Here is a 24,580-nt window from a genome sequence, read left to right on the forward strand (position 1 = left end):
GCGGACAGGAGTAGCGTGCGATGAGCAGCAAGATCGAAACCACCGAGGGCGCCGCCGTCGAATACGTCACCGCGATGATCGGCGGCCAGCTGTTCGGCCTGCCGATCTCCCGGGTCCAGGACGTGTTCATGCCGGAGCGGGTGACGCGGGTGCCGCTGTCATCGGCGGAGATCGCAGGCGTCCTGAACCTGCGCGGCCGCATCGTGACCGTCGTCGACATGCGGGCGCGGCTCGGCCTCGCGCGCGCCGAGGACGGCAAGCCGCCGATGGCGGTCGGCGTCGATCTGCGCGGCGAGTCCTATGGTCTCCTGATCGACCAGATCGGCGAGGTGCTGCGGCTGCCCGAGGAGGGCCGGGAGGAGAACCCCGTCAACCTCGACCCGCGCATGGCGAAATTCGCCGGCGGCGTGCACCGCCTCGACGGCCAGCTGATGGTCATTCTCGACGTCGATCGCGTGCTCGAGCTCCTGCCGAAGGCAGCAATCGCTGCCTAGCCCGTCAACCGTCCCATAGGGGAGACAACAATGAAGAGCTGTCTGGTCGTGGATGACTCCAGCGTCGTGCGCAAGATCGCACGCCGTATCCTGGAGGAGCTGGGCTTTTCCGTCGTCGAGGCGGAGGATGGCGAGCGGGCGCTCGAGATCTGCACCAAGAGCCTGCCGGACGCCATTCTGCTCGACTGGAACATGCCCGTCATGGACGGTTATGATTTCCTCGGGCGCCTGCGCCGGCTGCCGGGCGGCGAAGGCCCGAAGGTGGTGTTCTGCACCACCGAGAACGACATCGATCATATCTCGCGCGCGCTGAACGCCGGCGCCAACGAATACATCATGAAGCCGTTCGACAAGGAAATCGTCGCCGCCAAATTCCAGGAAGTCGGTCTCATCCAGGCGCTGTCAGCCGAATCCGCCTGATCCCTTCGTCTGCCCAGAAGAGGCCGCCCGTGAACCAGCCCGATTATGAGTTCCTGCGCAAACTGCTTCGAGACAAATCGGGTCTCGATCTGTCTGCCGACAAGCAATATCTGATCGAGAGCCGCCTGCTTCCGCTCGCGCGAAAGGCCGGCCTGGCCAGCATCAGCGATCTCGTCCAGAAGCTGAAGGACGGGTCGAGCGCCTTGATCAGCCAGGTCGTCGAAGCGATGACGACCAACGAGACGTTCTTCTTCCGCGACAAGGTCCCGTTCGATCATTTTCGCGACGTGATCATGCCGGAGCTCCTCAAGGCGCGCGCCAACCGCAAGTCGATCCGGATCTGGTGCGCCGCTTGCTCGACCGGCCAGGAGCCGTATTCGCTGGCGATGTCGCTCAAGGAGATGGGATCTGCGCTCAGTGGATGGCGCATCGAGATCATCGCCACCGATCTCTCCCAGGAGGTGCTCGAGAAGTCCAAGGCGGGTCTCTACAGCCAGTTCGAGGTGCAGCGCGGGCTGCCGATCCAGCTTCTGGTCAAATATTTCAAGCAGGCGGGCGAACTCTGGCAGATCAATTCCGACGTGCGCGGCATGGTCCAGCATCGCCAGCTCAATCTGCTGCACGACTTCTCCCAGCTCGGCACGTTCGACGTCGTGTTCTGCCGCAACGTGCTGATCTATTTCGATCAGGACACCAAGATCAACATTTTCGGCCGGCTCGCCAAGTTGATGGAGCCGGACGGCTTCCTCGTTCTCGGTGCCGCGGAGACCGTCGTCGGCCTCACCGACGTGTTCAAGCCCCTTACGGACCGGCGTGGCCTGTATCGCCCGAGCGGGATCGTTTCCGCGGCGAAGGCGCCGGCTCCGGGAATGCCCAGGATCGCGGCCGCGGGCAACTAGATGTCGGCAGCCCAATAGAGCAGGACGCGAAGATGTCTGACGACAACAAAGGTACGGAGCGGGTCACCTTCAGCCGCGGCTACGATGTCTGCATCATGGGCATCGACGGGACCTGGCGCAGGGACTGCCAGCTCAACGCCATCTCGGACAACGACGCGGTGCTGACGGTCGAAGGATCGATCCAGGGATTGAACCTGAAGGAGTTCTTTCTGCTGCTGTCCTCGACGGGGCTCGCCTACCGCCGCTGCGAGCTGGTCCGGGTCAACGGCTCCGAGATGGACATCCAGTTCATCAAGGGAAAGAACAAGAAGAAACGTGGCAACGCCTCCGCCGGCCAGGAAGCGACCGTCAACTAGTTCGCCTTCCGGCGGCACGGCGCATTGCTCGCCCGCGGCTTGGGAAGCTTCCGCGCGCGGAGCGACGAAGAGACGCGCCAGCCCGTGTCCTGCGCAAGTCCTAAGACGGGTGGCGGTTTTTCGGAGAGCCGCTTTACGTCGCCGCAGGGTCGGACGTGTAAGACAATGACGTCGGTCAAATTTCCAGGGACGGCCAATGCCGGTCATGAGTTCGGAACTTGCATCCAGCCGGTCGGAGCGCGCCGATGATGGCGAGCGGCGCGCGCTGCAGCTCTTGGTCGTCGACGACGACGCCGCGCAGCGGACGCTGATCGCGCTGGCGGCCAAGCAGGCCGGCCACGCCGTGACGGTCGCGGCCACGTGCAGCGATGCGATCCGCGAGGTGCGCAACAAGCGCTTTGACTGCGTCACGCTCGATCTCATGCTCGAGGACGGCGACGGGACCGAGGTCCTCAAGGTCATCGCAGATACCCGCTTCGCCGGTTCCGTGATCGTGATCAGCGGCATGGACGCGGCCAAGCGAATTGAGGCCCGGCTGTTCGCGCGCTCGCTCGGAATCGACCTGCAGAGCCTGCCGAAGCCAGTCGATCTGGCGGCGCTGCGCATCTGCCTGGCCAATCTCGGCAAGACTGCGCTCGGCCTGCCCGTGGTTCACACCTGGGGCGGCGTCGCAGCCGAAAGTGTTGCCGCGAAGCATCGGTCCTGAGAGAGCCGCATCGGCGCAAGCCGCCGTCCGGAGTGCACAATCCTGTGCAACGTCCAAATCCCGCCGATCTCTGATCAAAACGAGGGCAAGGCCGGCTGACGCCTGTACGTCTTGTGTCAAATGCCGTGCAGATTTTCGTGGACAGAGAGCCGTGCACGCGTCTGGCGCCGAGCATGTCTGTTCGGCGTGGTGCACGTCGGCAACGCTGATGCGATCAGAGTTTGATGTCGATCATGATGCTGTCGGCGTTGATGTGTTTTGCAAGGCAGCATGCTGCTCGAGACGACTGCCTTGAGATCGTGTCCAGATCGTGGTCTCGTGAAGGCGATCACCGATCTGCAGCTACTACTTGTGGGTTAGGATCATAAACCGTACAAATACGGGTGCCCAAAGCACCCGACGAGTATGGTATCATAAGACGCGCTTTCATTGTTTCTTCTCCTTTGCAAGAGCAATCGCCCATGGCCGAACAAACAACTTCCCGCGGTGAGATTTTTGTCGTCGATGACGACCCAGCCGTGCGCGACACCCTCTCGATGGTCTTGTCGGCAGGTGGGTATGAAGTGATCTGTTTTGCGGACGGCGCCGCGCTCCTGGCGGTGGCGCGGAGCAGGACACCGGCCTGCATCCTGCTCGATGTGCACATCCCCGGAAAGTCCGGTCTCGACATTCTCAGGGAATTGCACGGCGAGGACTATCCGGCTCCGATCTTCATGATCTCAGGCCAGGGCGACATCCCGATGGCCGTGAATGCGATCAAGAACGGGGCGCTCGACTTCATCGAGAAGCCGTTCCGCGGCAGTGAGATCGTGGCCCGTCTGAACGAGGCGATTGGCGCGTTCGCGCGGCGGCAGAAGGAGAATGCCTCGCCGAAGATCGGCTCGCTGCATTTCCCCGGCCGCGAGCCGCTGACGCGGCGCGAGCGCGAGGTCCTGGAACAGTTCACGGCGGGGGCCTCGAACAAGGAGGCGGGGCGCACGCTGGGCATCAGCCCGCGCACGATCGAGGATCACCGCGCCAACATCATGAAGAAGCTCGGCGCGCGCAACGCGGCCGATCTGATCCGCATCGTGATGACGGCGTCGCGCGCCAATTGAGCCGATGGCCGGGCCGCCCGCACGTGGCCGCGCTCTGGAGCAGCGGCAATCGCAGGCGCAGGCCGCGTCGGTCAGGCCGCATTGGTCAAGCCTCGCTTTTCAAGCCTCGGTCGCGGCGAGCGCCTTGCGGATCATCCTGGCCAGCTCGGATTTGCGGTACGGTTTCGGCAACAGAAGAATTCCTTCGTCGAGCCGGCCGTGATGCACCACGGCATTCTCGGTATAGCCGGAGGTGAACAGGACCCGCTGCGTGGGACGAAGCCGCTGGATCTCGGATGCGAGCTGGCGGCCGTTCATCGTCCCCGGCATGATGATGTCGGTGAAGAGTAGATCGAACGGCTCTCCGGCATTGGTGATCGCCAGCGCTTCGGCGGCATTGGCCGCCTCCAGCGTCGCGTAGCCCAGCGCATGGAGCTGGGCGAGAACGTAGCCGCGCACCAGCCGGTCGTCCTCCACCACCAGGATCGTCTCCTGGCCGCCCTGGATCGCCGGCGCGGCGCCCGATGGCTGCGTGATCGCTTCTTCGCTGCCCGGCGGCAGGTACATCCGGATCGTGGTGCCGTGACCCTCTTCGCTGTAGATCCTGATGTGGCCGGCCGATTGCTTCACGAAGCCGTACACCATCGACAATCCGAGCCCCGTCCCCTTGCCCGGCCCCTTCGAGGTGAAGAACGGATTGAACACCTTGTCGATGATGGCGGCGGGAATGCCGCTGCCACTGTCGCTCACCGCGATCATCGCGTAGCGACCGGGCCGCACGTCGTCGTAGAGACTTGCGTAGTTCTCGTCGAGGTCGGCCCAGCCGGTCTCCAGGATGAGCTTGCCGCCATTCAGCATCGCGTCGCGGGCATTGAGCGCGAGGTTGATGACCGCCGTGGCGAGCTGGTTCGGATCGACATGCGCCACGCAGGTCTCGTCCTGGAAGACGGACTCGATCTCGATCTGCTCTCCGAGCGTCGGCCGCAGCAGCTTGGCCGTGTCGATCATCAGCGTGTTGACGTCGACCTCGCGCGGCTGCAGCGGCTGCCGGCGCGCAAAGGCGAGCAGATGCTGGGTGAGATCGGCCCCGCGCGCGGCGGCCTCGTCGATCATCCTGGTGATCGCGGCGAGCTGCGGCTCCTTGGCCACGGCCGCGGCGAGAATCTCGATCGTGCCGGTGATCACGGTGAGGATGTTGTTGAAGTCGTGTGCGATGCCGCCGGTGAGCTGGCCGATCGCCTCCATCTTCTCGGACTGGCGGATCCGCTCCTCGGTCGCGATCTTGTCGGTGAGGTCGCGGAAGAAGCCGTTCAGCACGACACCGTTGCGGGTCCTCAGCGCGGTCACGCTGAGCTCGGCCTTGAACTCGCGGCCGTCGCGCCGCTTCACCATGACCTCGCGTCGGCGGCCGCCCCCGAGTGCGCTCGCTTGTCCGGTCATCAGGATACGGCCGAGCGCGGCGCGCAGCTCCTCGCCGACATCCCCGACCGTGATGACGTCGAAGACGTCCTTGCCGATGATCTCGGCGCGCGACCAGCCGAAGATCTTCTCGGCCTGGGAGTTCCAGTTGAGAATGGCGCCGTTGTCGTCGACCTGGACGAAGGCATCGAGCGCGGTCTCGATGATGTTGCGGGCGAGCTGTTCGCTTTCCCGCAGCGTCTCCTGCGCCAGCCGGCTCTCGGTCATGTCGCGGCCGATGAAGAAGTGGCGCTGCACCGGCTCCGACCAGTTCGAGGTCCAGGACAGCGTCACCACGCGGCCGTCCTTGTGGACGTAGCGGCAGTCGGAGGTGCGCGCCCGAAGGCCGAGGCGCGAGGCGCGCAGCTCCTCGCGTGCTTTGAGCAGATCGTCCGAGTGGATAAAATCCGCGCCGCTGCGGCCGATCATCTCGGCTGGCGCATAGCCGAGAATCGTCTCCACGCTCGGTGAGACCTGAATCAGGATGCCATTGCGGTCGGTGATGAGGATCAGGTCCTGCGACGTCTCGAAGATGCGCCGCCGCTCCTCGGTCTGCTGGCGCAGCGCCAGCTCGGTCCGGCGGCTCTCGGTGACGTCGCGTGCGATCTTGGAGGCGCCGATGATCTGGCCCGTCGGTGATTTGATCGGCGAGACGCTGAGCGAGACCTGGACCAGCTCACCGTCCTTGCGGATCCGCACCGTCTCGAAATGCTGGATCCGCTCGCCGCGCGCCACGCGCACGAGGAAGTCCTGGGCCTCGGGCATGCGCTCGGGCGGCACGAGGAAATCGGCAAGGCGGCCCACGGCCTCCTCGGCGGAGTAGCCCAGCATGGCCTCGGCTGCCGGATTCCAGGCGGTGATGGTGCCGTCCAGCGACAGCGTCACGATCGCGTCGTTCGACGATTCCACCGCGGCACTGTAGAGCCGTTCGCGGGCGGCGAAATGGTCGCGCGCCGCTTCGGTCAGGTAATGCTCCTGGACCTCGCGCTCGAGCTCGGCGGTCTTGGTGCGAACCTCGTCCAGCACGCGGGCGAAGGCGCGCGCCAGCACGCCGGTCTCGCCGACCGCCTCGAGCGGGATATTCACCGCCTCGCCGCGCCCCACGCCCTCGACGGCCTGGGTGAGCTGGTTGATCGGCCGCGTCAGCGAGCGCGCGACCACGAAGGCGAGCGCGGCCGCGCACAGCATTGCGATCAGGCCGACCTCGATCGCCGTCTTGCGGATGGCGAGGGCGGGCGCCATGAAGGCGGTGTTCGGGATCGTCTCGATCACGGCCACCCATTCCTGTCCCGCGAGCAGCGCCGGCGCGAAGGCGACGCCGCCGGGACGATCGGCCTCGTCGTGCAGGATCTGCGCGAAACCCTCGGCGCTGCCGGTTGCGCCTGCGAGCGTCGGAAAATCGTCCTGCCATCGCGTCGATCGGCCGCGTTTCGAGGCGAATTCCCGGTCTGATTCGGGATGGAAGAGATAGTCGCCGCGGGCGTTCACGACATAGAGCTGTGCGCCCGGGCGGGCCGCCGTGCGCAGATGCGCGAACACCGGGCGCATGTCGAGATCGACCATCAGGATCGCGAACGGCTTGCCGTCCGCCCCGAACACCGGCGTGCCGACGCACAGCATCGGCACGCCTGTCTTGGGGTCCGTCGTGTTGCCGTCGAGAATGATCGGCGACAGCCGGATGCCGCCGGGCGGCAGGCTCAGCGTCTCCTTGATGTAGTTGCGCTCGCCGCGCGTGATCAACTCGTTCTCCGGAACGATCCGCACCGTGTTGCCCGGCCCGAGCCGGTCGACCCGGATCAGCTCGCGATAATCGTTCTCGATCCCGACCAGGCGGATCATCGCGTAGGTCGGCTTGGCCTGCAGCTCGGCGAAGTAGCGCGTTGCGACCCGCTCGCGCCACGACTGCGCCGGCAGCCCTTCGCGGGGATCGGGAGCCCCCGTCTTCAGTGTGCGTATCAACGTTGCCAGATTCGGCGAGGCGCGATAGCCGTTGATGTCGTTGCGGGCGCTGCCGACATAGTTTTCGAGCTCGGTCGCCATCAGGCGCGAATGCGACTCGATTCGATCGAGCGCGCGCGGCAACAGCGCCCGCTCGAGGCTGCGATAGCCGAGCCAGCCGACGGCGAACACCGCGATCGCGACCAGCAGGATCATCGCGATCGCCAGCCGCGTCGTCAGCGTGAGGCGCCCGCCGAACCGCGAAGCCTCGCTCGCGCGCTGCGCGCTGCTGAGCAGCAGCCCTTCGGTTCGGCCGTCAGGATTTCGGAACAGCATCTTGGCCTGGCCGGGGTCGAGTAGCCCGATCGCCTGCCGATGCCAGGCATTCGGAAACCATCGTCAGGAGGGCTGCCGGTTTGAACGGTTTGGGCAACGCGGAAACCGCTCCGAGCTTGGTGGCCATGGTAAGATAGTCGGGCTCAGACATCGAGGCCGGGGTGTGGGAACGTCCCGAGGTCATGATGATCGGAACACCCGGCGTGTGCCTGAGGATCATGCGCATCGCCTCCAGCCCGTCCATGCCCGGCATGAAGATGTCCAGGATCACCAGGTCAAAGCTCTCGCTCTTGAAGCGGACGAGCGCCTTCTGGCCGTCGCCGGCGATGCCGACGACGTGACCGGCCCGTTCGAGCACGCGCTGAATTGTCAGCTGCATGAGCGGATCGTCGTCCACGACCAGAATCTTCGCCACGCTCCGCATCTCCCGATTGGCTGGCAGCAAGACCAACGGTCAGTTGTAAGGTTTTGCCCAATTCGCGGCGCGCCGCAAGCGTTTCGCCGGACAAGTCACATGCAGGATGGGACGCGGGCAGACACCGCTGTTCCGGACGCGCCAATCGGGAGACAATCCGGGCGCCTTGCGTTGCGGGAGCGAGGCGTGTGCTCGAACGGCGTTCTTGCCTGCATTTGAGGCATTCGCGCCGTGGTTGTAAGGCTGGAACGCTTCACATTCGATTAATCTGGGTGATGGACGATTTGCCAGGGCTCCTGTTTTGCTCGTATCGGCGTGCCACTAGCCGCTGAGATAGTCCGGCCAGCGGCCCCGAATGGTCGCGAGGTCGCTCAGCGTGCCGGTCAGGTGCTCGCGCAGATGCGTCTGCGCGTCGTCCGGGCGGCCCGCGGCGATCGCGTCGACGATCTGCTTGTGGTGGCGCAGGATCGTCTGCGCCTTGCCGGGGGACGGCAGATGCAGCCGGCGCAGCCGGTCGATGTGACCGCTGCGGCTCCGCACCAGGGTCCACAGCTCGTGCTTGTCCGCGGCGGTGTAGAGCCGCTCGTGGAATGCGTTGTCGACCACCGTGAATGACGCGAAGTCGCCGTCCCTGGCGAAGCGCCGCTGCTGGGCGATCAGCGCGTTCAGTTCGTCGATCGGGGCCGTCGCAGGCCGCAGCGCGAGCAGGCGCACGATCTCGAGCTCCAGCGCCTGGCGCAGGAACTGCGCCTGCTGCGCCCGACCAACATCGATGCGGCTGACCAGGGTCGCGTGCTGCGGGAACACGTCGACGAGGCCTTCCTCGGCGAGGCGCATCAGCGCGTCGCGGATCGGCGTCGAGCTGAGGCCGAACTCGGCCTGCAGCGCCGGCCGCGACAATGGTGCTCCCGGTGGCAGCGCCAGGGCGATGATCTGGTCGCGCAACCGTTCGAAGACCTGCGGTGCCGCGCGCCGGCTCGGATCGAGCCGTTCGGGCGGGAGAACCGCAGCAGGCGTCGCAGGCAATGCCATGGGGTCGGACGTCCGGCTCGAATGTCGCAGGGGGAGAACAGCCCTTGTCAGAGATGCACTAATGCATTAGTGCATCTCTCCGCCGGCCGTCAAGAAGGAGTCGGCACGCGAGGAGGGATGTCCCATGTTCGAGAAGTTCGCGCGCTCGGCCGCACGAGCCGCCGGCCTGCTGGCCGCGCTGCTGGTCGCGCCGGCCTGGAATGACGCCGCGCAGGCCCAGCAGAAGACCGAAATCTCGCTGTCGCGCCAGCCCGGCATCTTCTACATGCCGAGCCACATCATCGAGAAGCAGAAGCTGATCGAGAAGCATGCTGCCGCGCTCGGCGTGCCCGGCGTCACCACCAAATGGCTGACCTTCTCCGGCGGCGGCGCGCAGACCGATGCGCTGCTGTCGGGCAGCGTCGACATCCTCAACACCGGCACCGGCAATCTGCTGCTGCTGTGGGATCGCACCCGCGGTGGCGTGAAGGGCATCGTCGCGACCTCGGCGCAGCCGATGACCCTGATCAGCCGCGATCCCAATATCAAGTCGATCAAGGATTTTGGCCCCAGCGACAAGATCGCGGTGCCGACCGTGAAGGTCTCGACCCAAGCCATCGTGCTGCAGATCGCGGCCGCCGAGGCGTTCGGCGCCGATCAGTGGAACAAGCTCGACGCCAACACCGTGCAGCTCGGTCACCCCGACGCCTATACGGCGCTATCGAATCCGCAGCACGAGGTGCACAATCATTTCTCGATCCCGCCCTACACGTTTCTCGAATTGAAGAACGTGCCCGGCGCGCATGTCGTGCTGAATTCGCCCGACGTGATGGGCGGGCCGCTCAGCCAGGCGCAGTTCTTCACCACGACGAAGTTCGCCGACGCCAATCCGAAGATCATCCAGGCGGTGCGCGAGGCCACCAAGGAAGCGCAGGACCTGATCCGCAGCGACACCCGGACCGCGGTCGAGATCTACAAGGAGATCACCGGCGACAAGACCTCGGTCGAGGACCTGCTTGCCTGGCTCAAGGAGCCCGGCATGATGGAATGGAATCTGGAGCCGCAGGGCACGATGAAGTTCGCCGCCCATCTCGCCAAGATCGGCACCATCAAGACCCAGCCCAAGGCCTGGACCGACTATTATCTGCCGGTCGCGCATGATCTGAAGGGCAACTGATGTCCGCGCTGCTCGACGTCGATGGCGTCACCCTCCGCTACAAGACCTCCAGCGCGGTGATCACCGCGACGGAGCGGGTCGGCTTCTCCGTCGACCGCTCCGACCGCTTCGTGCTGCTGGGGCCGTCGGGATGCGGCAAGTCGACCTTGCTGAAGGCGGTCGGCGGCTACATCAAGCCGAGCGAAGGCCGGATGCGCATCGACGGCCGCGAGATCACCGGGCCCGGCGCCGACCGCATGATGATCTTCCAGGAGTTCGACCAGCTGCTGCCCTGGAAGACCGTGCTCGCCAACGTCATGTTTCCACTGCTGACGGCGCGACGCATGCCGCGCAAGGAGGCCGAGAGCCGCGCCCGCGCCTACATCGAAAAGGTCGGGCTGACGCGCGTCGTCGATGCCTATCCGCACACGCTGTCGGGCGGCATGAAGCAGCGCGTCGCAATTGCCAGGGGCATGGCGATGGAGCCGGACATCCTGCTGATGGACGAGCCGTTCGCGGCGCTCGATGCGCTGACGCGGCGGACCTGCCAGGACGAGCTGCTGCAGCTCTGGAATGAGACCAAGTTCACGGTGCTGTTCGTGACGCATTCGATCGCGGAGGCGATCAAGATCGGCAACCGCATCCTGCTGCTGTCGCCGCATCCCGGCCGGGTCAAGGCCGAGGTCATCGACGTCGACAAGGTGTCGGCCGAGGACGGCAGCGCGGCGCGCCTGGAGAAGCAGATCCATGATCTCTTGTTCTCCGAACCCGCAACGACGCATTGAGGACGGCGCCCATGGCTGAAGCCAAGATCATCCTGCGTGATACGTCGGCCGCGAGCGCCGCGCCTGCAGATGTCGCGCGCAAGCTCGGCGTGCTCGAGCTGCTGTGGAACGACGGCTTCGTGCGCAAGACCCTGATCATTGTCCTGCTCACCGCGATCTGGCAGGCCTATGGCAGCTATCTCGACAATCCCCTGCTGTTCCCGACCTTCTCCGACACCATCGCGGCGCTGTGGGAGAAGGTCCGCGACGGCACCATTCCGATGCGCGTCTGGACCTCGCTGAAGGTGCTGTTCATGGGCTATGCCGCCGGCATCGTTCTCGCGGCGATCCTGACTGTGCTCGCGATCTCGACCCGCATCGGCACCGATTTCCTCGAGACGATCACGGCGATGTTCAATCCCTTGCCGGCGATCGCGCTGTTGCCGCTGGCCCTGATCTGGTTCGGGCTCGGCAGCGGCAGTCTCGTGTTCGTGCTGATCCATTCGGTGCTGTGGCCGGTCGCGCTCAACACCCATTCGGGCTTCAAGAGCGTGTCGAACACGCTGCGCATGGTCGGCCGCAACTATGGCCTCACCGGCTTCTCCTACGTGATCCGCATCCTGATCCCGGCGGCGTTCGGGGCCATCCTCACCGGCCTGAAGATCGGCTGGGCCTTTGCCTGGCGCACCCTGATTGCCGCGGAGCTGGTCTTCGGTGTCTCCTCTGGCCAGGGCGGTCTCGGCTGGTTCATCTTCGAGAACCGCAACCTGCTCGAAATCCCGGCGGTGTTCGCCGGCCTCCTGACCGTGATTCTGATCGGTCTCGTGGTCGAGAACCTGATCTTCCGGACCATCGAGCGCAAGACCGTGCTGACCTGGGGCACCCAATCATGAACGACCGCAAGCAACCCGATCAGCTGCGCAGCGCGCGCTGGTTCGCGCCCGACGATCTCCGCTCCTTCGGCCACCGCTCGCGGGTGATGCAGATGGGCTACGCCCAGGAGGAATGGAAGGGCCGCCCGGTCATCGCCATCGTCAACACCTGGTCGGATGCGCAGCCCTGCCACATGCACTTCAAGAGCCGCGTCGACGACGTCAAGCGCGGCGTGCTGATGGCCGGCGGCTTCCCGATCGAGCTGCCGGCGCTGTCGCTGTCGGAGTCGCTGTTGAAGCCGACCACGATGCTCTATCGCAACATGCTGGCGATGGATGTCGAGGAGCTCTTGCGCAGCCATCCCGTCGATGGTGTCGTGCTGATGGGCGGCTGCGACAAGACCACGCCGGCGTTGCTGCTCGGCGCCACCAGCATGAACCTGCCGGCGATCTATCTTCCCGCGGGGCCGATGCTGCGCGGCAATTGGAAAGGCAAGACGCTCGGCTCCGGCTCCGACGCCTGGAAATACTGGGACGAGCGCCGCGCCGGCAAGCTGTCGGACGCCGACTGGAATGCGATGGAGGCGGGTATCGCCCGCAGCCACGGCACCTGCATGACCATGGGCACGGCGTCGACCATGACTGCGATCGCGGAAGCGATCGGCATGACCCTCCCGGGCGCCTCGTCGATCCCCGCCGCCGATGCCGAGCACATCCGGATGAGCTCGGAATGCGGCCGCCGCATCGTCGAGATGGTGTGGGAGGACCTGACGCCGTCGAAGATCCAGACCAAGGCCGCGTTCGAGAACGCGATCGCGGTGGCGATGGCAATGGGTTGCTCGACCAACGCCATCATCCATGTGATCGCGCAGGCGCGCCGCGCGGGTGCAGGCATTGGCCTCGATGATTTCGAGGCCGCGAGCCGCAAGGTGCCGGTGCTCGCCAATGTGCGGCCGAGCGGCGACACCTATCTGATGGAGGACTTCTACTACGCCGGCGGCTTGCCGGGACTGATGAACCGGATGACGGAGCACCTCCATCTCGACTGCCTCACCGTCAACGGCCGTACGCTCGGTGACAACATCGCGGATGCCGGCGTCTACAACGACGACGTCATCCGTCCGCAGTCCAACCCGATCTACCGCGAGGGCGCACTCGCCGTGCTCAAGGGCAATCTTGCGCCGGACGGCTGCGTCATCAAGCCTTCGGCTTGCGAGCCACGCTTCCTCAAGCATTCCGGCCCGGCGCTGGTGTTCGACGACTATCCGTCGATGAAGAAGGCGATCGACGATCCCGATCTCGATGTTACCGCTGATCATGTGCTGATCCTGCGCAATGCCGGGCCGCAGGGCGGCCCGGGCATGCCGGAATGGGGCATGCTGCCGATCCCGACCAAGCTGGTGAAGCAGGGCGTCCGCGACATGGTGCGCCTGTCGGACGCTCGCATGAGCGGCACCAGCTACGGCGCCTGCATCCTGCACGTATCGCCAGAGTCCTATATCGGCGGTCCCCTGGCGCTGGTGCGCAACGGCGATCTCATCACGCTCGACGTCGCCGCCCGCACCATCAATCTCGACGTTCCCGAGGACGAGCTGGCCCGCCGCCGTGCCGAATGGCAGCCGCCCACGCCGCGCTTCGAGCGCGGCTATGGCTGGATGTTCGCCCGCCACATCAGGCAGGCCAATGATGGCTGCGACTTCGACTTCCTGGAAACCGGCTTCGGCGCGCCGGTGGGCGAGCCGGCTATTTATTAGTTAGCGATTGTCGTTCCTAGGCAGGCGAAGCCTGAGTCTGGAACTTCGAGATTGGGATTCAAGCTATCACCGCAACAAAGGCGCGCTCCCTCCCCCCTTGTGGAGGAGGGCTGGGGAGGGGGTAGCCCCAAGCGACACCATTGATGTGGACCCCCACCCCCAACCCCTCCCCGCAAGGGGGAGGGAGCGCAGCGAGCAAGCCCAAGACATGACCAGACTCAGCACCGCCACCCGCAACAAGCTCAAGACCGTCTCGACCGCGACCGTCGCCACCGCGCTGTTCAAGCGCGGCCTGCGCATCCAGTGCATCCAGAACGTCCATCCGCTCAGCTCGGCGCAGCCGACCATGGTCGGCGAGGCCTTCACGCTGCGCTACATCCCGGCGCGCGAGGATCTCAACACGATCGAGGTGTTTCGCGACCGCGGCCATCCGCAGCGCAAGGCCGTCGAGGATTGTCCGCCCGGCGCCGTGCTGGTGATGGACAGCCGCAAGGACGCGCGCGCTGCTTCGGCCGGCGCGATCCTGGTCAGCCGGCTGCAGCAGCGCGGCGTCGCCGGCGTCGTCACCGACGGCGGCTTCCGTGATGCCGCCGACATCGCGAGACTCGGCATCCCCGCCTTCCACCAGCGCCCGAGCGCGCCGACCAATCTCACCCTGCATCATGCCATCGAGATCAATGGCCCGATCGCCTGCGGCGACGCCCCGGTGTTTCCCGGCGACGTCATCCTCGGCGATTCCGACGGCGTCATCGTCATCCCAGCCCATCTCGCCGACGAGATCGCGGACGAGACGTTCGAGATGACCGCGTTCGAGGATTTCGTTGCCGAGGAAGTTGCCAAGGGCCGCTCGATCCTCGGCCTCTATCCGGCAACCGACCCGCAGACGCCCGCCGACTTCGCGGCATGGCGCGCGAAGAACAACAGGTAGCCGCTCCAAATTCCGCCATCGTCCCTGCGAACGCACGCGTTCGCAGGGACGACACCCTCTTTGTGGCGCGAGCGTACCATAAAACGTCGAAGATGCGGGCGCTTCGAGCGAGAGCTGCAATCCTGACATGCGGCTGAAATGCCGCATGCGCTGTTGACCCCGCGTGCGGCCCTCGCCACGGTGCAGTCCTCACCGCCGTAAAGTCACCTCCCCATGCTCTCCATCGCCTCCCTCTGGATTCCCTTCACCCTGGTCGCCGCCGCCGGCCAGGTCGCGCGCAATGCGATGCAGCGGTCGCTGACGGCGAAGCTCGGCACCTGGGGTGCGACCAATATCCGCTTCCTGTTCGGCTTTCCGTTCTCGCTGGTGTTCCTGACCGTGGTGCTGCTGGCCACCGGCGACCATCTGCCATGGCCGCCTGCTGTGTTCTGGCCGTGGCTGCTGCTCGGCGCGCTCAGCCAGATCATCGCCACCGGGCTGATGCTGCTGGCGATGACCGATCGCTCGTTCGTCGTCACCACCGCCTATCTGAAGACCGAGGCGATCCAGACCGCGATCTTCGGCTTCATCTTCCTCGGTGATCCGCTCTCGCTGCCGAAGCTGGTCGCCATCCTGATCGCTACCATCGGCGTCGTTATCACCGCGCTGCGTCCCGGTGGCGAGAAGGGCTTCGCAGAATTGAAGCCGACGGTGACCGGACTGGTCGCAGCCGCCGCGTTCGCCTTGTCGGCCGTCGGCTTCCGCGGTGCCATCATCACCGTCGACGGCGTCTCCTTCGTCACGGCGGCGTCCTACACGCTGGTCTGGGGCCTGTTCGTGCAGACGGCGCTCCTCACCGTCTATCTGCTGGCGCGCGCCCCCGGCATCCTGCGCGGGATCCTGTCGCTGTGGCGGCCGTCGATGATGGCCGGCTTCGTCGGCGCCTTCGCGTCGCAATTCTGGTTCCTGGCGTTTGCGCTGACCGCGGCCGCCAATGTCCGCACGCTGGCGCTGATCGAGGTGCTGTTCGCGCAAGGCGTGTCGTACTACTCGTTCAAGCAGCCGGTTTCGCTGCGCGAGATCGGCGGCATCGCGCTGATCGTCGCCGGGGTGGCGCTGCTGATCGCGGTGTAGTCAACCCTTGAGCGCGATCAGCACGGCACCGGCCGCGATCAGCGCGATGCCGATCCAGCCCTGGGGACTCGGTCGCTCGCCGAGAAACACGGCCCCGAACAAGGCGACCAGCACGACGCTGAGCTTGTCGATCGGCGCGACCAGCGTCGCCGGCCCGAGCTTCAGGGCGCGGAAATAGCACAGCCACGAGGCGCCGGTGCCGAGCGCCGACAGCGTCAGGAAGAGCCAGCTCTTCATCGAGATCGGGCCGGGGCTCGTCAGCTGGCCGGTCGCGAACAGGATCAGCGCCAGCGTCACCAGCACGATCGCGGTGCGGATCAGCGTGGCGAGATCGGAGTTGAGCCCCTCGACGCCGACCTTGGCGAAGATCGCGGTCAGCGCGGCGAACAGCGCCGACAACAACGCCCAGAGCTGCCAGGAGGAGGAGAGGGGGAACATCGTCATCTCCGGGGGCAGGTCGCAGTGTGGGCCAACATGTCTCAACCGTCATTGCGAGCGCAGCGAAACAATCCAGGGCTGTGGGTGGGACTCTGGATTGCTTCGCTGCGCTCGCAATGACGGAGAGGTTGCCGAGATCGTGCGCGCATCACTGGCAGGCTTTCGCCGAAGAACGCGCCGAGCCCGTCAATTCCGATCGTCCGGCAGCACCGGGATCGGCGCGACCTCGATGCCTTCCTCGATCAGCTCGCGGGCCTCGTCGAGCGAAGCCTCGCCATAGATCGGCCGGTGCTCGGTCTCGCCGTAATGCATCTTGCGCGCCTCCGTCGGGAAACGCTCGCCGACATCGTCGGCGTTCTTGACGATGTGGTCGCGCAGCTCCTTGAGCTTGGCGCGCAGCTCGCGCTCCTGCGCCATCATCAGCGACGTCGATCCGGGCGGAATGACCTCCTGGGCGGGCGTCGGTACCGGAGCAGGCGCGGCAGGCACGGGCGCCGCGTCGCGGCCCTTCTTGCTGACGATGCGCGGCGCCATGATCGCCTTCTCGATCTTGGTCGAGCCGCAGGCCGGGCATTCCACCAGCTTGCGCTTCACCTGCGAATCGTAGGCCGAGGAACTCTGGAACCAGCTTTCGAACGTGTGGTCACGCTCGCAGCGCAGCGCGTAGCGAATCATGCCGAGCCCCGCACCAGGTGCAGATAGTCCGGACCCGCGTTGGGGTCGGCGATGCCGAACCGGCGGCCGTGCTGCAGCGAAGGAATGGTCTGGCGCACGCTCTCGACCCGCGCGGGATCGATCCGCGCCATGATGACGCCGGGCTCGACGCCGCCCTCCGCGAGGATCTCGCCCCAGGGATCGATGATCAGCGAATGCCCGAAGGTCTCGCGCTTGTTCTCGTGCACGCCGCATTGGGCGGCGGCGAACACGAAGCAGCCGGTCTCGATGGCCCGGGCGCGCAGCAGCGTGTGCCAGTGCGCCTCGCCGGTCTTGCGGGTGAACGCTGAGGGCACGCTGATGAACGAGGCGCCGCTCTCGGCCAGCGCGCGATACAGCGCCGGGAAGCGCACGTCGTAGCAGATCGTCAGCCCCAGACGGCCCCAGGGCAGATCCGAGATCACGGCCGTCTCGCCCGGCTGATAATTGGCGGACTCGCGATAGCTCTCGCCGCCCGGCAGGTCGATGTCGAACATGTGGATCTTGTCGTAGCTCGCCAGCACGTTGCCGTCGGGCCCGATCAGGAACGAGCGGTTCACGGCCTTGTCTGCCGAGAAGCGCAGCGCCAGCGATCCGATGTGCAGATGGATGCCCAGCTCCTTCGCGAGCGCCTGATAGGCCTTGAGAGAGGGATCGTCCGCCTCGCTCTTGAGCTGCTCGAACAGCGCCGTCCGGTTGAGCTGCATCATGTTGCTCACTTCCGGCGTCTGGACGTACTCCGCGCCCTGCGCCACCGCTTCCCGGATCAGCCTTGTGCCCTGCTCGAGGCTCGGCTCGGGCAGGAGCGAGGTGCGCATCTGCACCATGGCGGCGGTAAAGCTGCGGTCGTTGCTCATGATGTCGCCTTGTCTCCCGCCAGCATGGCGTCGAGCCTGCCCTCGCGATCGAGCGCATAGAGATCGTCGCAGCCGCCGACATGGGTCTGGCCGATGAAGATCTGCGGAAAGGTCGAGCCCGGGCCGACACGATCATACATCTTCTGCCGAACCGTCGGATCCCTGCCCGCGTCGTGCTCGGTAAAGGCAACGTTCTTGCGGGTCAGGAGCGATTTGGCCGCGGTGCAGTAGCCGCACCCCGGACGGGTATAGATTTCGATCGCAGCGGTCATGTCGCGCTCAGCTGTTTCAGAACAATAGATTATATGGGAGCCCGGGGGGCATCGACAACCCGGGCGAAGACCAGCACGCTGACCTCGGCCGCCTTGGCGCGCAGCAGCGCGCGGGCGCAGGCCTCCACCGTCGCGCCGGTGGTCAGCACGTCGTCGACGATCACGATGCGGCGCCCCTGCACCTCATGCAGGCGGTCTGAAGATACCTGGAATGCGCCCTGCACATTGCTGGCGCGCTGGGCGCGCGACAAGCCGACCTGCTGCTCGGTGGCGCGGACACGGCGCAGCGTATCGCCGCTCATTCGGACGCGGCTACAGCGGGCGACCACCCGGGCAAGGGCGCCGGACTGGTTATAGCGGCGGGAAAAGCCGCGCCGCCAATGCAGGGGCACGGGGACCACGAGGTCGGCTTCGGCCAGCAGCTCACGGCCGGCGCGGGCCATCCAGCGTCCCATGATCGGCGCCAGATCGGTGCGATCCTGATATTTCAGCTGATGCACCAGGGTGCGTGCGACCTCGTCATAGCGCACCGCCGCGCGTGCGCGGGCGTAAGCCGGCGGCGCCGCGATCGCTTCCATCGACAGCAGCTCGGGGCCGGGATCGTAGACGAAGGGGATGCCGAGCTTCGGGCAATACGGCCGCTCGATGAACGACAGCTTGCCCCAGCAGGCGGCACAGACGCCCTCGCCGTCGACCGGCTCGCGACAGGCGATGCACAGTGTGGGGAGCGCGACGTCGAGTGCGAGCTTCGCGACATGCGCGAGACCGCCGTGCAGCGCGCCTACGGCTGTACGAAGTCGTCCGACGCTGATTGGAGCAAACGTCACGCCCATGTGTTGAGGCTAGCGTCGCAACCCGCGCCGCTCAAGCGGCGCATTGCCCGGCCACCAGGATCGGCGTAACCAGCCCCGATGACCCAGCCCGCGACAGCTCCCATTCTGTTCGACCGTCCCCTGCTTGCGCAGCGGCAGCGGCGGGCTGCGGGCGCGCCCGAGACGTTCCTGCTGGAGCGCGTCGCCGAGGACATCGCGGACCGCCTCGCCGCGGTGAACCGGTCGTTCGATGCGGCCGCCGATATCTGGACGCCCGGCGCCGGTTTGGCGCCACATCTCACAGGCGGCGTTGCGCAACTGGCCCATCTGGCGGCGCCCGCCACGGCGGATGAGACGCTGCCGCTGGCGCCGCAATCGCTCGATCTGGCGCTGTCGGCGCTGGCGTTCCAATTCGTCAATGACCTGCCCGGCCTGCTGGTGCAGGTTCGCCGGGCCTTGCGCCCAGATGGTCTGCTGCTTGCGGCGATGATCGGCGGCGATACGCTGACCGAGCTCCGGCAATCCTTCGCGGCCGCCGAGGCCGAATGCGAGGGCGGTGTGTCGCCGCGTGTCGTCCCGTTCGCCGATCTGCGCGATGTCGGCGGTCTGTTGCAGCGTGCCGGCTTTGCTCTGCCGGTCACCGACGTCGACCGGGTCGTGGTGCGCTATGCCAGTGCGTTCGGCCTGATGCAGGATCTCCGCCGCATGGGCGCGACCAACAGCCTGGTCGAGCGCCGCCGCACGCCGCTGCGTCGTGCGACCTTGCTGCGGATGGCCGAAATCTATGCCGAGCGCTTCGCCGATCCCGACGGCCGCATCCGCGCCACCTTCGATATCGTCTGGCTGTCCGGCTGGGCTCCGCACGAAAGCCAGCAGAAGCCGCTAAAGCCGGGATCGGCGACCGCCAGCCTGGAAGCGGCGGTGAAGCGGAGCCAGGGAGCCGGTGATCGCGAGTAAGCAGACTCGTCATCGCCGGGCTTGACCCGGCGATCCATCCTCTTCGAGAGTCTTCGGAAGAGGATGGATGCGCGGATCAAGTCCGCGCATGACGAGTGAGGTTGGGCGCCGTCCCAGCTACATCAATAAATCAATCAGATGCGGCAGCAGCGGAATGTCCGCGGGCGGCATCGGATAGTCGCGCAGCTTGTTCGGCCGCACCCAGGCCAGTTGCTGGCCCTCGCGCGCGGTCACCAGGCCTTCCCAGCGCCGGCAGATGTAGAGCGGCATCAACAGATGGAACGTCTCATAGGCGTGGCTGGCAAAGGTCAGCGGCGCGAGGCAGGCCTCGCGCACGGTGATGCCGAGCTCCTCGTCGAGTTCGCGGATCAGGCTCGCTTCGGGGCGCTCACCCGGCTCGAGCTTGCCGCCGGGAAACTCCCAGAGTCCCGCGAGCGTCTTGCCGGGCGGCCGCTGCGCCAGCAGCACACGATTGTCGGCGTCGACGAGCGCGCAGGCGACGACGAGCGTGAGTTTCAGGTCGGGCATGATCCGATCGGTTGCGAGAGGGATGCGCCGGTCCGAGAACCAGGCACGCTGTTGAGGGAATTTTAACCTAGGCCGTTTCGCGCCCCGTTTCCACGGTTGAAATAAGCCAACCTTAATGGCCGGCCGCGTATTTTCACGGGTGAACGCCGTGGCCTCCTCATGGTTTGTTAGGCATCATTCATGCGAATTCTATCTAGCCTGCTCGGCCGCCTGCGCCGCGACGTCAGCGGCAACGTCGCAGTGACGTTCGCGATCGTCTGCGTTCCGCTGATCACCGCGGTCGGCTGCGGCGTCGACTACAGCCGCGCCAACCAGATGCGCGCCAAGCTGCAGGCGGCGGTCGACGCTGCCTCGGTCGGCGCAGTGTCCCGCACCGCGCCGGCCTTCATCGCCGCGGGCACGATGACCTCGGACGGCGTGATTGCCGCCGGCAATGACGACGCGGCAAAGATCTTCAACGGCAACATGTCCGGCACGTCGGGCTATACGCTGACCAGTCTGACGCCGGAGGTGAAGAAGGCCGGCTCGGTGCTGACCGCCACCGTGTCGTTCTCGGCCACCGTGCCGATGATGTTCATGAACATCGTCGGGTTCAAGACCATGACCCTGCAGGGCTCGTCGACGGCCAAGGCCTCGATGCCGCGATACATCGATTTCTACCTGCTGCTCGACAATTCGCCGTCGATGGGCGTGGCGGCGACGCCGGCGGACGTGACCAAGATGGTCAATGCGACCTCCGACAAATGCGCCTTCGCCTGCCACGACTACAACGACGCCAACAACTACTACAACCTCGCCAAGACGCTCAACGTCACCACCCGGATCGACGTGCTGCGCAACGCCACCCAGCAGTTGATGGATACGGCGCAGCAGACGCAGACCTATACGAACCAGTTCCGCATGGCGATCTACGATTTCGGCGCAGCGTCGAAGACGATCGGATTGCGGGCGCTGTTTTCGCTGTCGTCGAGCCTGTCCAGCGCCAAGAGCGCCGCGGGCAACATCGACCTGATGGGCGTCTACGGCAACAATGACGCCTACACCGCCGACAAGGATACGCCGTTCACCTCGGTATTCCCGGCCATCAACAACGAAATCTCGACGCCCGGCGACGGCACCACCGGCTCGCCGTTGAAATACCTGTTCTTCGTCTCCGACGGGGTCGCGGACGAGAGCAACGCGTCCTGCCTGAAGCCCAAGGCCAGCGGCAATCGCTGCCAGTCGCCGATCAATCCGGCGCTCTGCACCACGCTCAAGAACCGCGGCATCAAGATCGCGGTGCTCTACACGACCTATCTGCAGCTGCCGACCAACAGCTGGTACATGAGCTGGATCGATCCTTTCAACAAAGGACCGTTCGGTCCGTCGCCGAACAGCGAGATCGCGCAGAAGATGCAGGCCTGCGCCTCGGACGGATTCTATTTCGAGGTCTCGCCGACCCAGGGCATCGCCGAGGCGATGAAGGCGCTGTTCCAGAAGGCGGTCGCCGACGCACGGATCGCGAGCTGATCAACACGCCCCCCGGAAGCGCGCCGGCATTTGCGCGCTTCCTTGCCGCGGTCGGTTGCGGAATCAGGACCGGTAGTCGCCGTTGATCGCGACATACTCCTTGGTCAGGTCGCAGGTCAGCACACGGTCGCGGCCCTTGCCGAGGCCGAGCGCGACCTTGATCTGCACCTTCTGCGCCTTCATCGCCTCGGAGACTTCCGCCTCGTCATAGGACGGATCGCGCGCGCCCTTCGATGCGACGCGGATGCCGTTGAACGAGATCGAGAGCTTGTCGCGGTCGGCCGGCTCGCCGGCCTTGCCGACCGCCATCACCACGCGGCCCCAGTTGGCGTCCTCGCCGGCGATCGCGGTCTTCACCAGCGGCGAGTTGGCGATCGACATCGCGATCTTGCGCGCCGACGGCTTGCTCTTGGCGCCCTCGACGATGATCTCGACCAGCTTGCGGGCGCCCTCGCCGTCGCGCGCGACCTGCTCGGCGAGGTCGGCCAGCACGGCGTTGAACGCCTTGACGAATGCTTTGGCGCGCGGATCGCTGGCGCGGCTGATCTTCGGCGCGCCCTTCGCCGCGGCGGCGCCGGTGGCGAAGGCGAGCAGGGTGTCGGAGGTCGAGGTATCGCCGTCGATCGTCACCGCGTTGAAGGTGTCCTCGACGCCGGCCTTGAGCAGCGCCTGCAGTGCGGGGGCCGTGATCGGCGCATCAGTGAAGATGAACGACAGCATTGTCGCCATGTCTGGCGCGATCATGCCGGCGCCCTTGGCCATGCCGTTGATCGTCACCCTGGCCTTGCCGAGCTTCACGGTGGCGGTCGCCACCTTCGGGAAGGTGTCGGTGGTCATGATGGCGCGCGCCGCGCCCATCCAGTCCTCAGGCGCCGCGGTGCCGGCCAACCCTTCGAGCACGCCGTCGAATTTGGTCGCATCCAGCGGCTCGCCGATCACGCCGGTCGAGGCCAGGAAGATCTCGTCCTGCTTGCAGCCGACCGCCTTGGCGGCGATGGCCGCCGTCAGCGCCGTCGACTGCTTGCCGGTCTTGCCGGTGAAGGCGTTGGCGTTGCCGGAGTTCACCACCAGCGCGCGCGCCTTGCCGCCCTTCAGCTTGGCCCGGCACCATTCGACCGGCGCCGACGGGCATTTCGACAGCGTGAACACGCCGGCCACCGTGGTGCCGGGATCGACCAGCGCCAGCAGCACGTCGGTACGGTTCTTGTAGCGGATGCCGGCCGCCGCAGTCGCGAGCTTGACGCCCGCGACGGCGGGCATGTCGGGGACATCGGTGGGGGCGAGCGGGGAGACGGCTGAGGACATCGGAGAGGCTTCCGGCAGGGATGAGCGGGAAGCGCTCTGTATCATCTCAGCCAATGATACGGGAGAGGCTTGCAACTCCCACGGTGTCATCCCCGCGAACGCGGGGATCCATAACCACAGGATTTAGTCGTGATCCGCGGTATCGGCCGCATGCCCGTTTCAGGCATCACGCGGTATGGGTCCCCGCGTTCGCGGGGACGACGCTGTTCATGACGTGAGTATGTCGCGTCTCAAGCCAAGTGGCGATGCCGCTTACTTCTTCGCCGGCTCGGCCGGCTTCGCATCGGCGGGCTTGGCATCCGCCGGCTTGGCCGCGTCGGTCGCGGCCGGCTTGTCCAGGCGCTCGATCTTGGCGGCCTCGCGCAGCTTGCCGACGTAGTCGGCCTGCGCCTTGCGGGTGACGTAGGTCTCGATCTGGCCCTTGACCTGGTCGAACTCCGGCGGCTTGCGGCTGCGCTTTTCCTCGACCTTGATGACGTGCCAGCCGAACTGGGTCTTCACCGGATCGGAGATCTTGCCCGGCTCCAGCGAGAAGGCGACGTTGGCGAATTCCGGCACCATCTGCTCCTTGGTGAAGAAGCCGAGGTCGCCGCCGTCCGAGGCGCCGGGATCCTTGGACTTCTTCTTGGCGAGCTCGGCGAAATCGGCACCCTTGGCGAGCTCGGCCTTGACGGCCTTGGCCTCGTCCTCGGTCTCCACCAGAATGTGGCGGGCGTGGACCTCCTGTTCGCCGCCGATCTGCTTGGCGGCTTCCTCATAGACCTTCTTCATCGCGTCCGGCGTGGTCGCGGCCTTGCCCTCGGTGGCGAGCAGGCTGTCCATCAGCAGGCGGTTGCGGGTGAAGGCGAGGCGCTTCTTGAACTCCTCGGTGTCGGCGACCTTCTTGTCCTCGGCCGCCTTGGCGACCAGCTTCATGTCGATCAGGAACGACAGCACGTTCTCGTCCTTGGTCGCCGGATCCATCTGCGCGAGGCTCTGTCCGAGCTCCTCCTCGGCGAGCGTCACGTCGCTCTTGCGGATCTCGGCGCCGTTCACCTTGGCCAGCACCGGGTTGGCATCGTCGGCGGCGCGTGCGGGCGCGGCAAGCAGGGACAACGCGAGACTTCCGGCGAGAGCGGTGGCAAGGCCGAGGCGCAGGCCGGTTTTCGTAACCGGGAACGACGTGGTCATGGAAAATCCTTGTTGAGAAGAGGGGGCTCGAGGGGGAGGCCTCAGGGCGGCCGGGACACTCGCCCAATCGCCGGGCCTTGGCAACGCGAAAAGTCTGTCAATTTCGTGAAATCGGCGACATGTTGGCGGCGACGGCCCGCCGTCGGGCGCCGTTGACAACGTTCCCCCCCAGCCATATCTCTCCCCGGTCGCTTCAAGGGCGATAGCGCTTATTTTGCTGCGTTTTTGGCCGTTGAACCCTGGTTTGCCTGTCTCCCACTCATCTGGCGGACGCCGCCCGGCGCCGAAGGTCGAGGCTGGCGCGGGTGCTGCGGTGCATCACGTCGGGAACAGCAAACCCAAA

General features: G+C 65.9%; 25 protein-coding genes. 14 read left to right on the plus strand and 11 right to left on the minus strand.

Annotation, left to right across the window (positions count from 1 at the left end; translation table 11 throughout):
• The first annotated feature begins 20 nt into the window (after positions 1-20).
• From ACQR1X_RS04225 to ACQR1X_RS04250, 6 genes are all read left to right on the plus strand, one after another.
• Positions 21-494, plus strand: a complete 474-nt coding sequence (locus tag ACQR1X_RS04225) for a chemotaxis protein CheW (protein ID WP_315800634.1) — start codon at positions 21-23, stop codon at positions 492-494.
• Between the two features lie 30 nt (positions 495-524).
• Complete coding sequence (locus tag ACQR1X_RS04230) at positions 525-914, plus strand: response regulator (protein WP_315716971.1); 390 nt, start codon at positions 525-527, stop codon at positions 912-914.
• A 29-nt stretch (positions 915-943) separates the two neighbouring features.
• On the plus strand, positions 944-1,813 hold the full coding sequence (locus ACQR1X_RS04235; RefSeq protein ID WP_315800633.1) for a CheR family methyltransferase: 870 nt from the start codon (positions 944-946) through the stop codon (positions 1,811-1,813).
• A gap of 32 nt (positions 1,814-1,845) precedes the next feature.
• On the plus strand, positions 1,846-2,169 hold the full coding sequence (locus ACQR1X_RS04240) for a PilZ domain-containing protein (protein ID WP_315800632.1): 324 nt from the start codon (positions 1,846-1,848) through the stop codon (positions 2,167-2,169).
• Positions 2,170-2,365: 196 nt separating this feature from the next.
• The gene (locus ACQR1X_RS04245; RefSeq protein WP_315800631.1) at positions 2,366-2,875 is read left to right on the plus strand and encodes a response regulator; all 510 of its coding nucleotides are present in this window, start codon (positions 2,366-2,368) and stop codon (positions 2,873-2,875) included.
• 461 nt (positions 2,876-3,336) lie between these two features.
• Positions 3,337-3,972: a response regulator transcription factor gene (locus tag ACQR1X_RS04250; RefSeq protein WP_315717165.1), complete on the plus strand. Its 636-nt coding sequence runs from the start codon at positions 3,337-3,339 to the stop codon at positions 3,970-3,972.
• Positions 3,973-4,071: 99 nt separating this feature from the next.
• Here ACQR1X_RS04250 and ACQR1X_RS04255 read toward each other — a convergent pair whose 3' ends face one another.
• The 3 genes from ACQR1X_RS04255 to ACQR1X_RS04265 form a co-directional block, all read right to left on the minus strand.
• Positions 4,072-7,683 carry a PAS domain S-box protein gene (locus ACQR1X_RS04255; RefSeq protein ID WP_434898398.1) on the minus strand — a complete coding sequence of 1,204 codons (3,612 nt, stop codon included), beginning with the start codon at positions 7,681-7,683 and terminating at the stop codon, positions 4,072-4,074.
• Positions 7,664-8,098: a response regulator gene (locus ACQR1X_RS04260; protein ID WP_315800629.1), complete on the minus strand. Its 435-nt coding sequence runs from the start codon at positions 8,096-8,098 to the stop codon at positions 7,664-7,666. Before ACQR1X_RS04260 ends, ACQR1X_RS04255 begins: the two co-directional genes overlap by 20 nt.
• A gap of 321 nt (positions 8,099-8,419) precedes the next feature.
• Complete coding sequence (locus ACQR1X_RS04265) at positions 8,420-9,130, minus strand: GntR family transcriptional regulator (protein WP_315800628.1); 711 nt, start codon at positions 9,128-9,130, stop codon at positions 8,420-8,422.
• A 124-nt stretch (positions 9,131-9,254) separates the two neighbouring features.
• Between ACQR1X_RS04265 and ACQR1X_RS04270 the strand changes: the two genes are divergently transcribed.
• The 6 genes from ACQR1X_RS04270 to ACQR1X_RS04295 all read left to right on the plus strand — a co-directional run bounded on the left by ACQR1X_RS04270 (position 9,255) and on the right by ACQR1X_RS04295 (position 15,696).
• Positions 9,255-10,286: an ABC transporter substrate-binding protein gene (locus ACQR1X_RS04270; RefSeq protein WP_434898399.1), complete on the plus strand. Its 1,032-nt coding sequence runs from the start codon at positions 9,255-9,257 to the stop codon at positions 10,284-10,286.
• A complete protein-coding gene (locus ACQR1X_RS04275; protein ID WP_434898400.1) occupies positions 10,286-11,050 on the plus strand; it encodes an ABC transporter ATP-binding protein in 765 nt (254 codons plus the stop codon). Before ACQR1X_RS04270 ends, ACQR1X_RS04275 begins: the two co-directional genes overlap by 1 nt.
• A gap of 11 nt (positions 11,051-11,061) precedes the next feature.
• Positions 11,062-11,922, plus strand: a complete 861-nt coding sequence (locus tag ACQR1X_RS04280) for an ABC transporter permease (protein ID WP_434898401.1) — start codon at positions 11,062-11,064, stop codon at positions 11,920-11,922.
• Positions 11,919-13,655, plus strand: a complete 1,737-nt coding sequence (gene araD, locus ACQR1X_RS04285) for an L-arabinonate dehydratase (protein ID WP_434898402.1) — start codon at positions 11,919-11,921, stop codon at positions 13,653-13,655. The genes ACQR1X_RS04280 and araD overlap by 4 nt, the downstream gene beginning before the upstream one ends.
• A gap of 208 nt (positions 13,656-13,863) precedes the next feature.
• A complete protein-coding gene (locus ACQR1X_RS04290; protein ID WP_316182885.1) occupies positions 13,864-14,583 on the plus strand; it encodes a ribonuclease activity regulator RraA in 720 nt (239 codons plus the stop codon).
• Positions 14,584-14,796: 213 nt separating this feature from the next.
• Complete coding sequence (locus ACQR1X_RS04295; protein ID WP_315800622.1) at positions 14,797-15,696, plus strand: EamA family transporter; 900 nt, start codon at positions 14,797-14,799, stop codon at positions 15,694-15,696.
• Here the strand turns inward: ACQR1X_RS04295 and ACQR1X_RS04300 are convergent, their stop codons facing one another.
• From ACQR1X_RS04300 to ACQR1X_RS04320, 5 genes are all read right to left on the minus strand, one after another.
• Positions 15,697-16,134, minus strand: coding sequence for an EamA family transporter (locus ACQR1X_RS04300; protein WP_316216851.1), 438 nt, complete (start codon positions 16,132-16,134; stop codon positions 15,697-15,699).
• Positions 16,135-16,320: 186 nt separating this feature from the next.
• Positions 16,321-16,809, minus strand: a complete 489-nt coding sequence (locus ACQR1X_RS04305; RefSeq protein WP_316182887.1) for a DUF1178 family protein — start codon at positions 16,807-16,809, stop codon at positions 16,321-16,323.
• Positions 16,806-17,684: a carbon-nitrogen hydrolase family protein gene (locus ACQR1X_RS04310; protein ID WP_316182888.1), complete on the minus strand. Its 879-nt coding sequence runs from the start codon at positions 17,682-17,684 to the stop codon at positions 16,806-16,808. Before ACQR1X_RS04310 ends, ACQR1X_RS04305 begins: the two co-directional genes overlap by 4 nt.
• Positions 17,681-17,956 (minus strand): glutaredoxin 3, encoded by a 276-nt coding sequence (gene grxC, locus ACQR1X_RS04315; RefSeq protein ID WP_434890410.1) that lies wholly within the window; start codon positions 17,954-17,956, stop codon positions 17,681-17,683. The genes ACQR1X_RS04310 and grxC overlap by 4 nt, the downstream gene beginning before the upstream one ends.
• A gap of 29 nt (positions 17,957-17,985) precedes the next feature.
• Positions 17,986-18,789, minus strand: coding sequence for a ComF family protein (locus ACQR1X_RS04320; RefSeq protein ID WP_434898403.1), 804 nt, complete (start codon positions 18,787-18,789; stop codon positions 17,986-17,988).
• A gap of 78 nt (positions 18,790-18,867) precedes the next feature.
• On the opposite strand from ACQR1X_RS04320, the gene ACQR1X_RS04325 reads away from it, so the two are divergent.
• Entirely contained in the window at positions 18,868-19,725 is an 858-nt protein-coding gene (locus ACQR1X_RS04325) for a methyltransferase domain-containing protein (RefSeq protein ID WP_434898404.1), read from the plus strand.
• Between the two features lie 117 nt (positions 19,726-19,842).
• On the opposite strand, the gene ACQR1X_RS04330 is transcribed toward ACQR1X_RS04325, so the two are convergent.
• Positions 19,843-20,253 carry a (deoxy)nucleoside triphosphate pyrophosphohydrolase gene (locus ACQR1X_RS04330; protein ID WP_315800615.1) on the minus strand — a complete coding sequence of 137 codons (411 nt, stop codon included), beginning with the start codon at positions 20,251-20,253 and terminating at the stop codon, positions 19,843-19,845.
• A 180-nt stretch (positions 20,254-20,433) separates the two neighbouring features.
• Between ACQR1X_RS04330 and ACQR1X_RS04335 the strand changes: the two genes are divergently transcribed.
• Positions 20,434-21,762 (plus strand): TadE/TadG family type IV pilus assembly protein, encoded by a 1,329-nt coding sequence (locus ACQR1X_RS04335; RefSeq protein ID WP_434898405.1) that lies wholly within the window; start codon positions 20,434-20,436, stop codon positions 21,760-21,762.
• Between the two features lie 63 nt (positions 21,763-21,825).
• Here ACQR1X_RS04335 and argJ read toward each other — a convergent pair whose 3' ends face one another.
• On the minus strand, positions 21,826-23,067 hold the full coding sequence (gene argJ, locus ACQR1X_RS04340; protein WP_434846550.1) for a bifunctional glutamate N-acetyltransferase/amino-acid acetyltransferase ArgJ: 1,242 nt from the start codon (positions 23,065-23,067) through the stop codon (positions 21,826-21,828).
• Between the two features lie 252 nt (positions 23,068-23,319).
• On the minus strand, positions 23,320-24,237 hold the full coding sequence (locus ACQR1X_RS04345) for a peptidylprolyl isomerase (RefSeq protein WP_316216846.1): 918 nt from the start codon (positions 24,235-24,237) through the stop codon (positions 23,320-23,322).
• Between the last annotated feature and the right edge of the window lie 343 nt (positions 24,238-24,580).

This window comes from Bradyrhizobium sp. HKCCYLRH3073, assembly GCF_051167995.1.
In the GTDB taxonomy this organism is placed as follows: domain Bacteria; phylum Pseudomonadota; class Alphaproteobacteria; order Rhizobiales; family Xanthobacteraceae; genus Bradyrhizobium.

Bases quoted from the DNA above. Each gene is read 5' to 3' on its own strand.
- ACQR1X_RS04225 (WP_315800634.1), top strand. From the start codon at position 21: ATGAGCAGCAAGATCGAAACCACCGAGGGCGCCGCCGTCGAATACGTC.
- ACQR1X_RS04230 (WP_315716971.1), top strand. From the start codon at position 525: ATGAAGAGCTGTCTGGTCGTGGATGACTCCAGCGTCGTGCGCAAGATC.
- ACQR1X_RS04240 (WP_315800632.1), top strand. From the start codon at position 1,846: ATGTCTGACGACAACAAAGGTACGGAGCGGGTCACCTTCAGCCGCGGC.
- ACQR1X_RS04245 (WP_315800631.1), top strand. From the start codon at position 2,366: ATGCCGGTCATGAGTTCGGAACTTGCATCCAGCCGGTCGGAGCGCGCC.
- ACQR1X_RS04250 (WP_315717165.1), top strand. From the start codon at position 3,337: ATGGCCGAACAAACAACTTCCCGCGGTGAGATTTTTGTCGTCGATGAC.
- ACQR1X_RS04255 (WP_434898398.1), bottom strand. From the start codon at position 7,683: ATGCTGTTCCGAAATCCTGACGGCCGAACCGAAGGGCTGCTGCTCAGC.
- ACQR1X_RS04265 (WP_315800628.1), bottom strand. From the start codon at position 9,130: ATGGCATTGCCTGCGACGCCTGCTGCGGTTCTCCCGCCCGAACGGCTC.
- ACQR1X_RS04270 (WP_434898399.1), top strand. From the start codon at position 9,255: ATGTTCGAGAAGTTCGCGCGCTCGGCCGCACGAGCCGCCGGCCTGCTG.
- ACQR1X_RS04275 (WP_434898400.1), top strand. From the start codon at position 10,286: ATGTCCGCGCTGCTCGACGTCGATGGCGTCACCCTCCGCTACAAGACC.
- ACQR1X_RS04280 (WP_434898401.1), top strand. From the start codon at position 11,062: ATGGCTGAAGCCAAGATCATCCTGCGTGATACGTCGGCCGCGAGCGCC.
- araD (WP_434898402.1), top strand. From the start codon at position 11,919: ATGAACGACCGCAAGCAACCCGATCAGCTGCGCAGCGCGCGCTGGTTC.
- ACQR1X_RS04290 (WP_316182885.1), top strand. From the start codon at position 13,864: ATGACCAGACTCAGCACCGCCACCCGCAACAAGCTCAAGACCGTCTCG.
- ACQR1X_RS04295 (WP_315800622.1), top strand. From the start codon at position 14,797: ATGCTCTCCATCGCCTCCCTCTGGATTCCCTTCACCCTGGTCGCCGCC.
- ACQR1X_RS04300 (WP_316216851.1), bottom strand. From the start codon at position 16,134: ATGTTCCCCCTCTCCTCCTCCTGGCAGCTCTGGGCGTTGTTGTCGGCG.
- ACQR1X_RS04305 (WP_316182887.1), bottom strand. From the start codon at position 16,809: ATGATTCGCTACGCGCTGCGCTGCGAGCGTGACCACACGTTCGAAAGC.
- ACQR1X_RS04310 (WP_316182888.1), bottom strand. From the start codon at position 17,684: ATGAGCAACGACCGCAGCTTTACCGCCGCCATGGTGCAGATGCGCACC.
- grxC (WP_434890410.1), bottom strand. From the start codon at position 17,956: ATGACCGCTGCGATCGAAATCTATACCCGTCCGGGGTGCGGCTACTGC.
- ACQR1X_RS04320 (WP_434898403.1), bottom strand. From the start codon at position 18,789: ATGGGCGTGACGTTTGCTCCAATCAGCGTCGGACGACTTCGTACAGCC.
- ACQR1X_RS04325 (WP_434898404.1), top strand. From the start codon at position 18,868: ATGACCCAGCCCGCGACAGCTCCCATTCTGTTCGACCGTCCCCTGCTT.
- ACQR1X_RS04330 (WP_315800615.1), bottom strand. From the start codon at position 20,253: ATGCCCGACCTGAAACTCACGCTCGTCGTCGCCTGCGCGCTCGTCGAC.
- ACQR1X_RS04335 (WP_434898405.1), top strand. From the start codon at position 20,434: ATGCGAATTCTATCTAGCCTGCTCGGCCGCCTGCGCCGCGACGTCAGC.
- argJ (WP_434846550.1), bottom strand. From the start codon at position 23,067: ATGTCCTCAGCCGTCTCCCCGCTCGCCCCCACCGATGTCCCCGACATG.
- ACQR1X_RS04345 (WP_316216846.1), bottom strand. From the start codon at position 24,237: ATGACCACGTCGTTCCCGGTTACGAAAACCGGCCTGCGCCTCGGCCTT.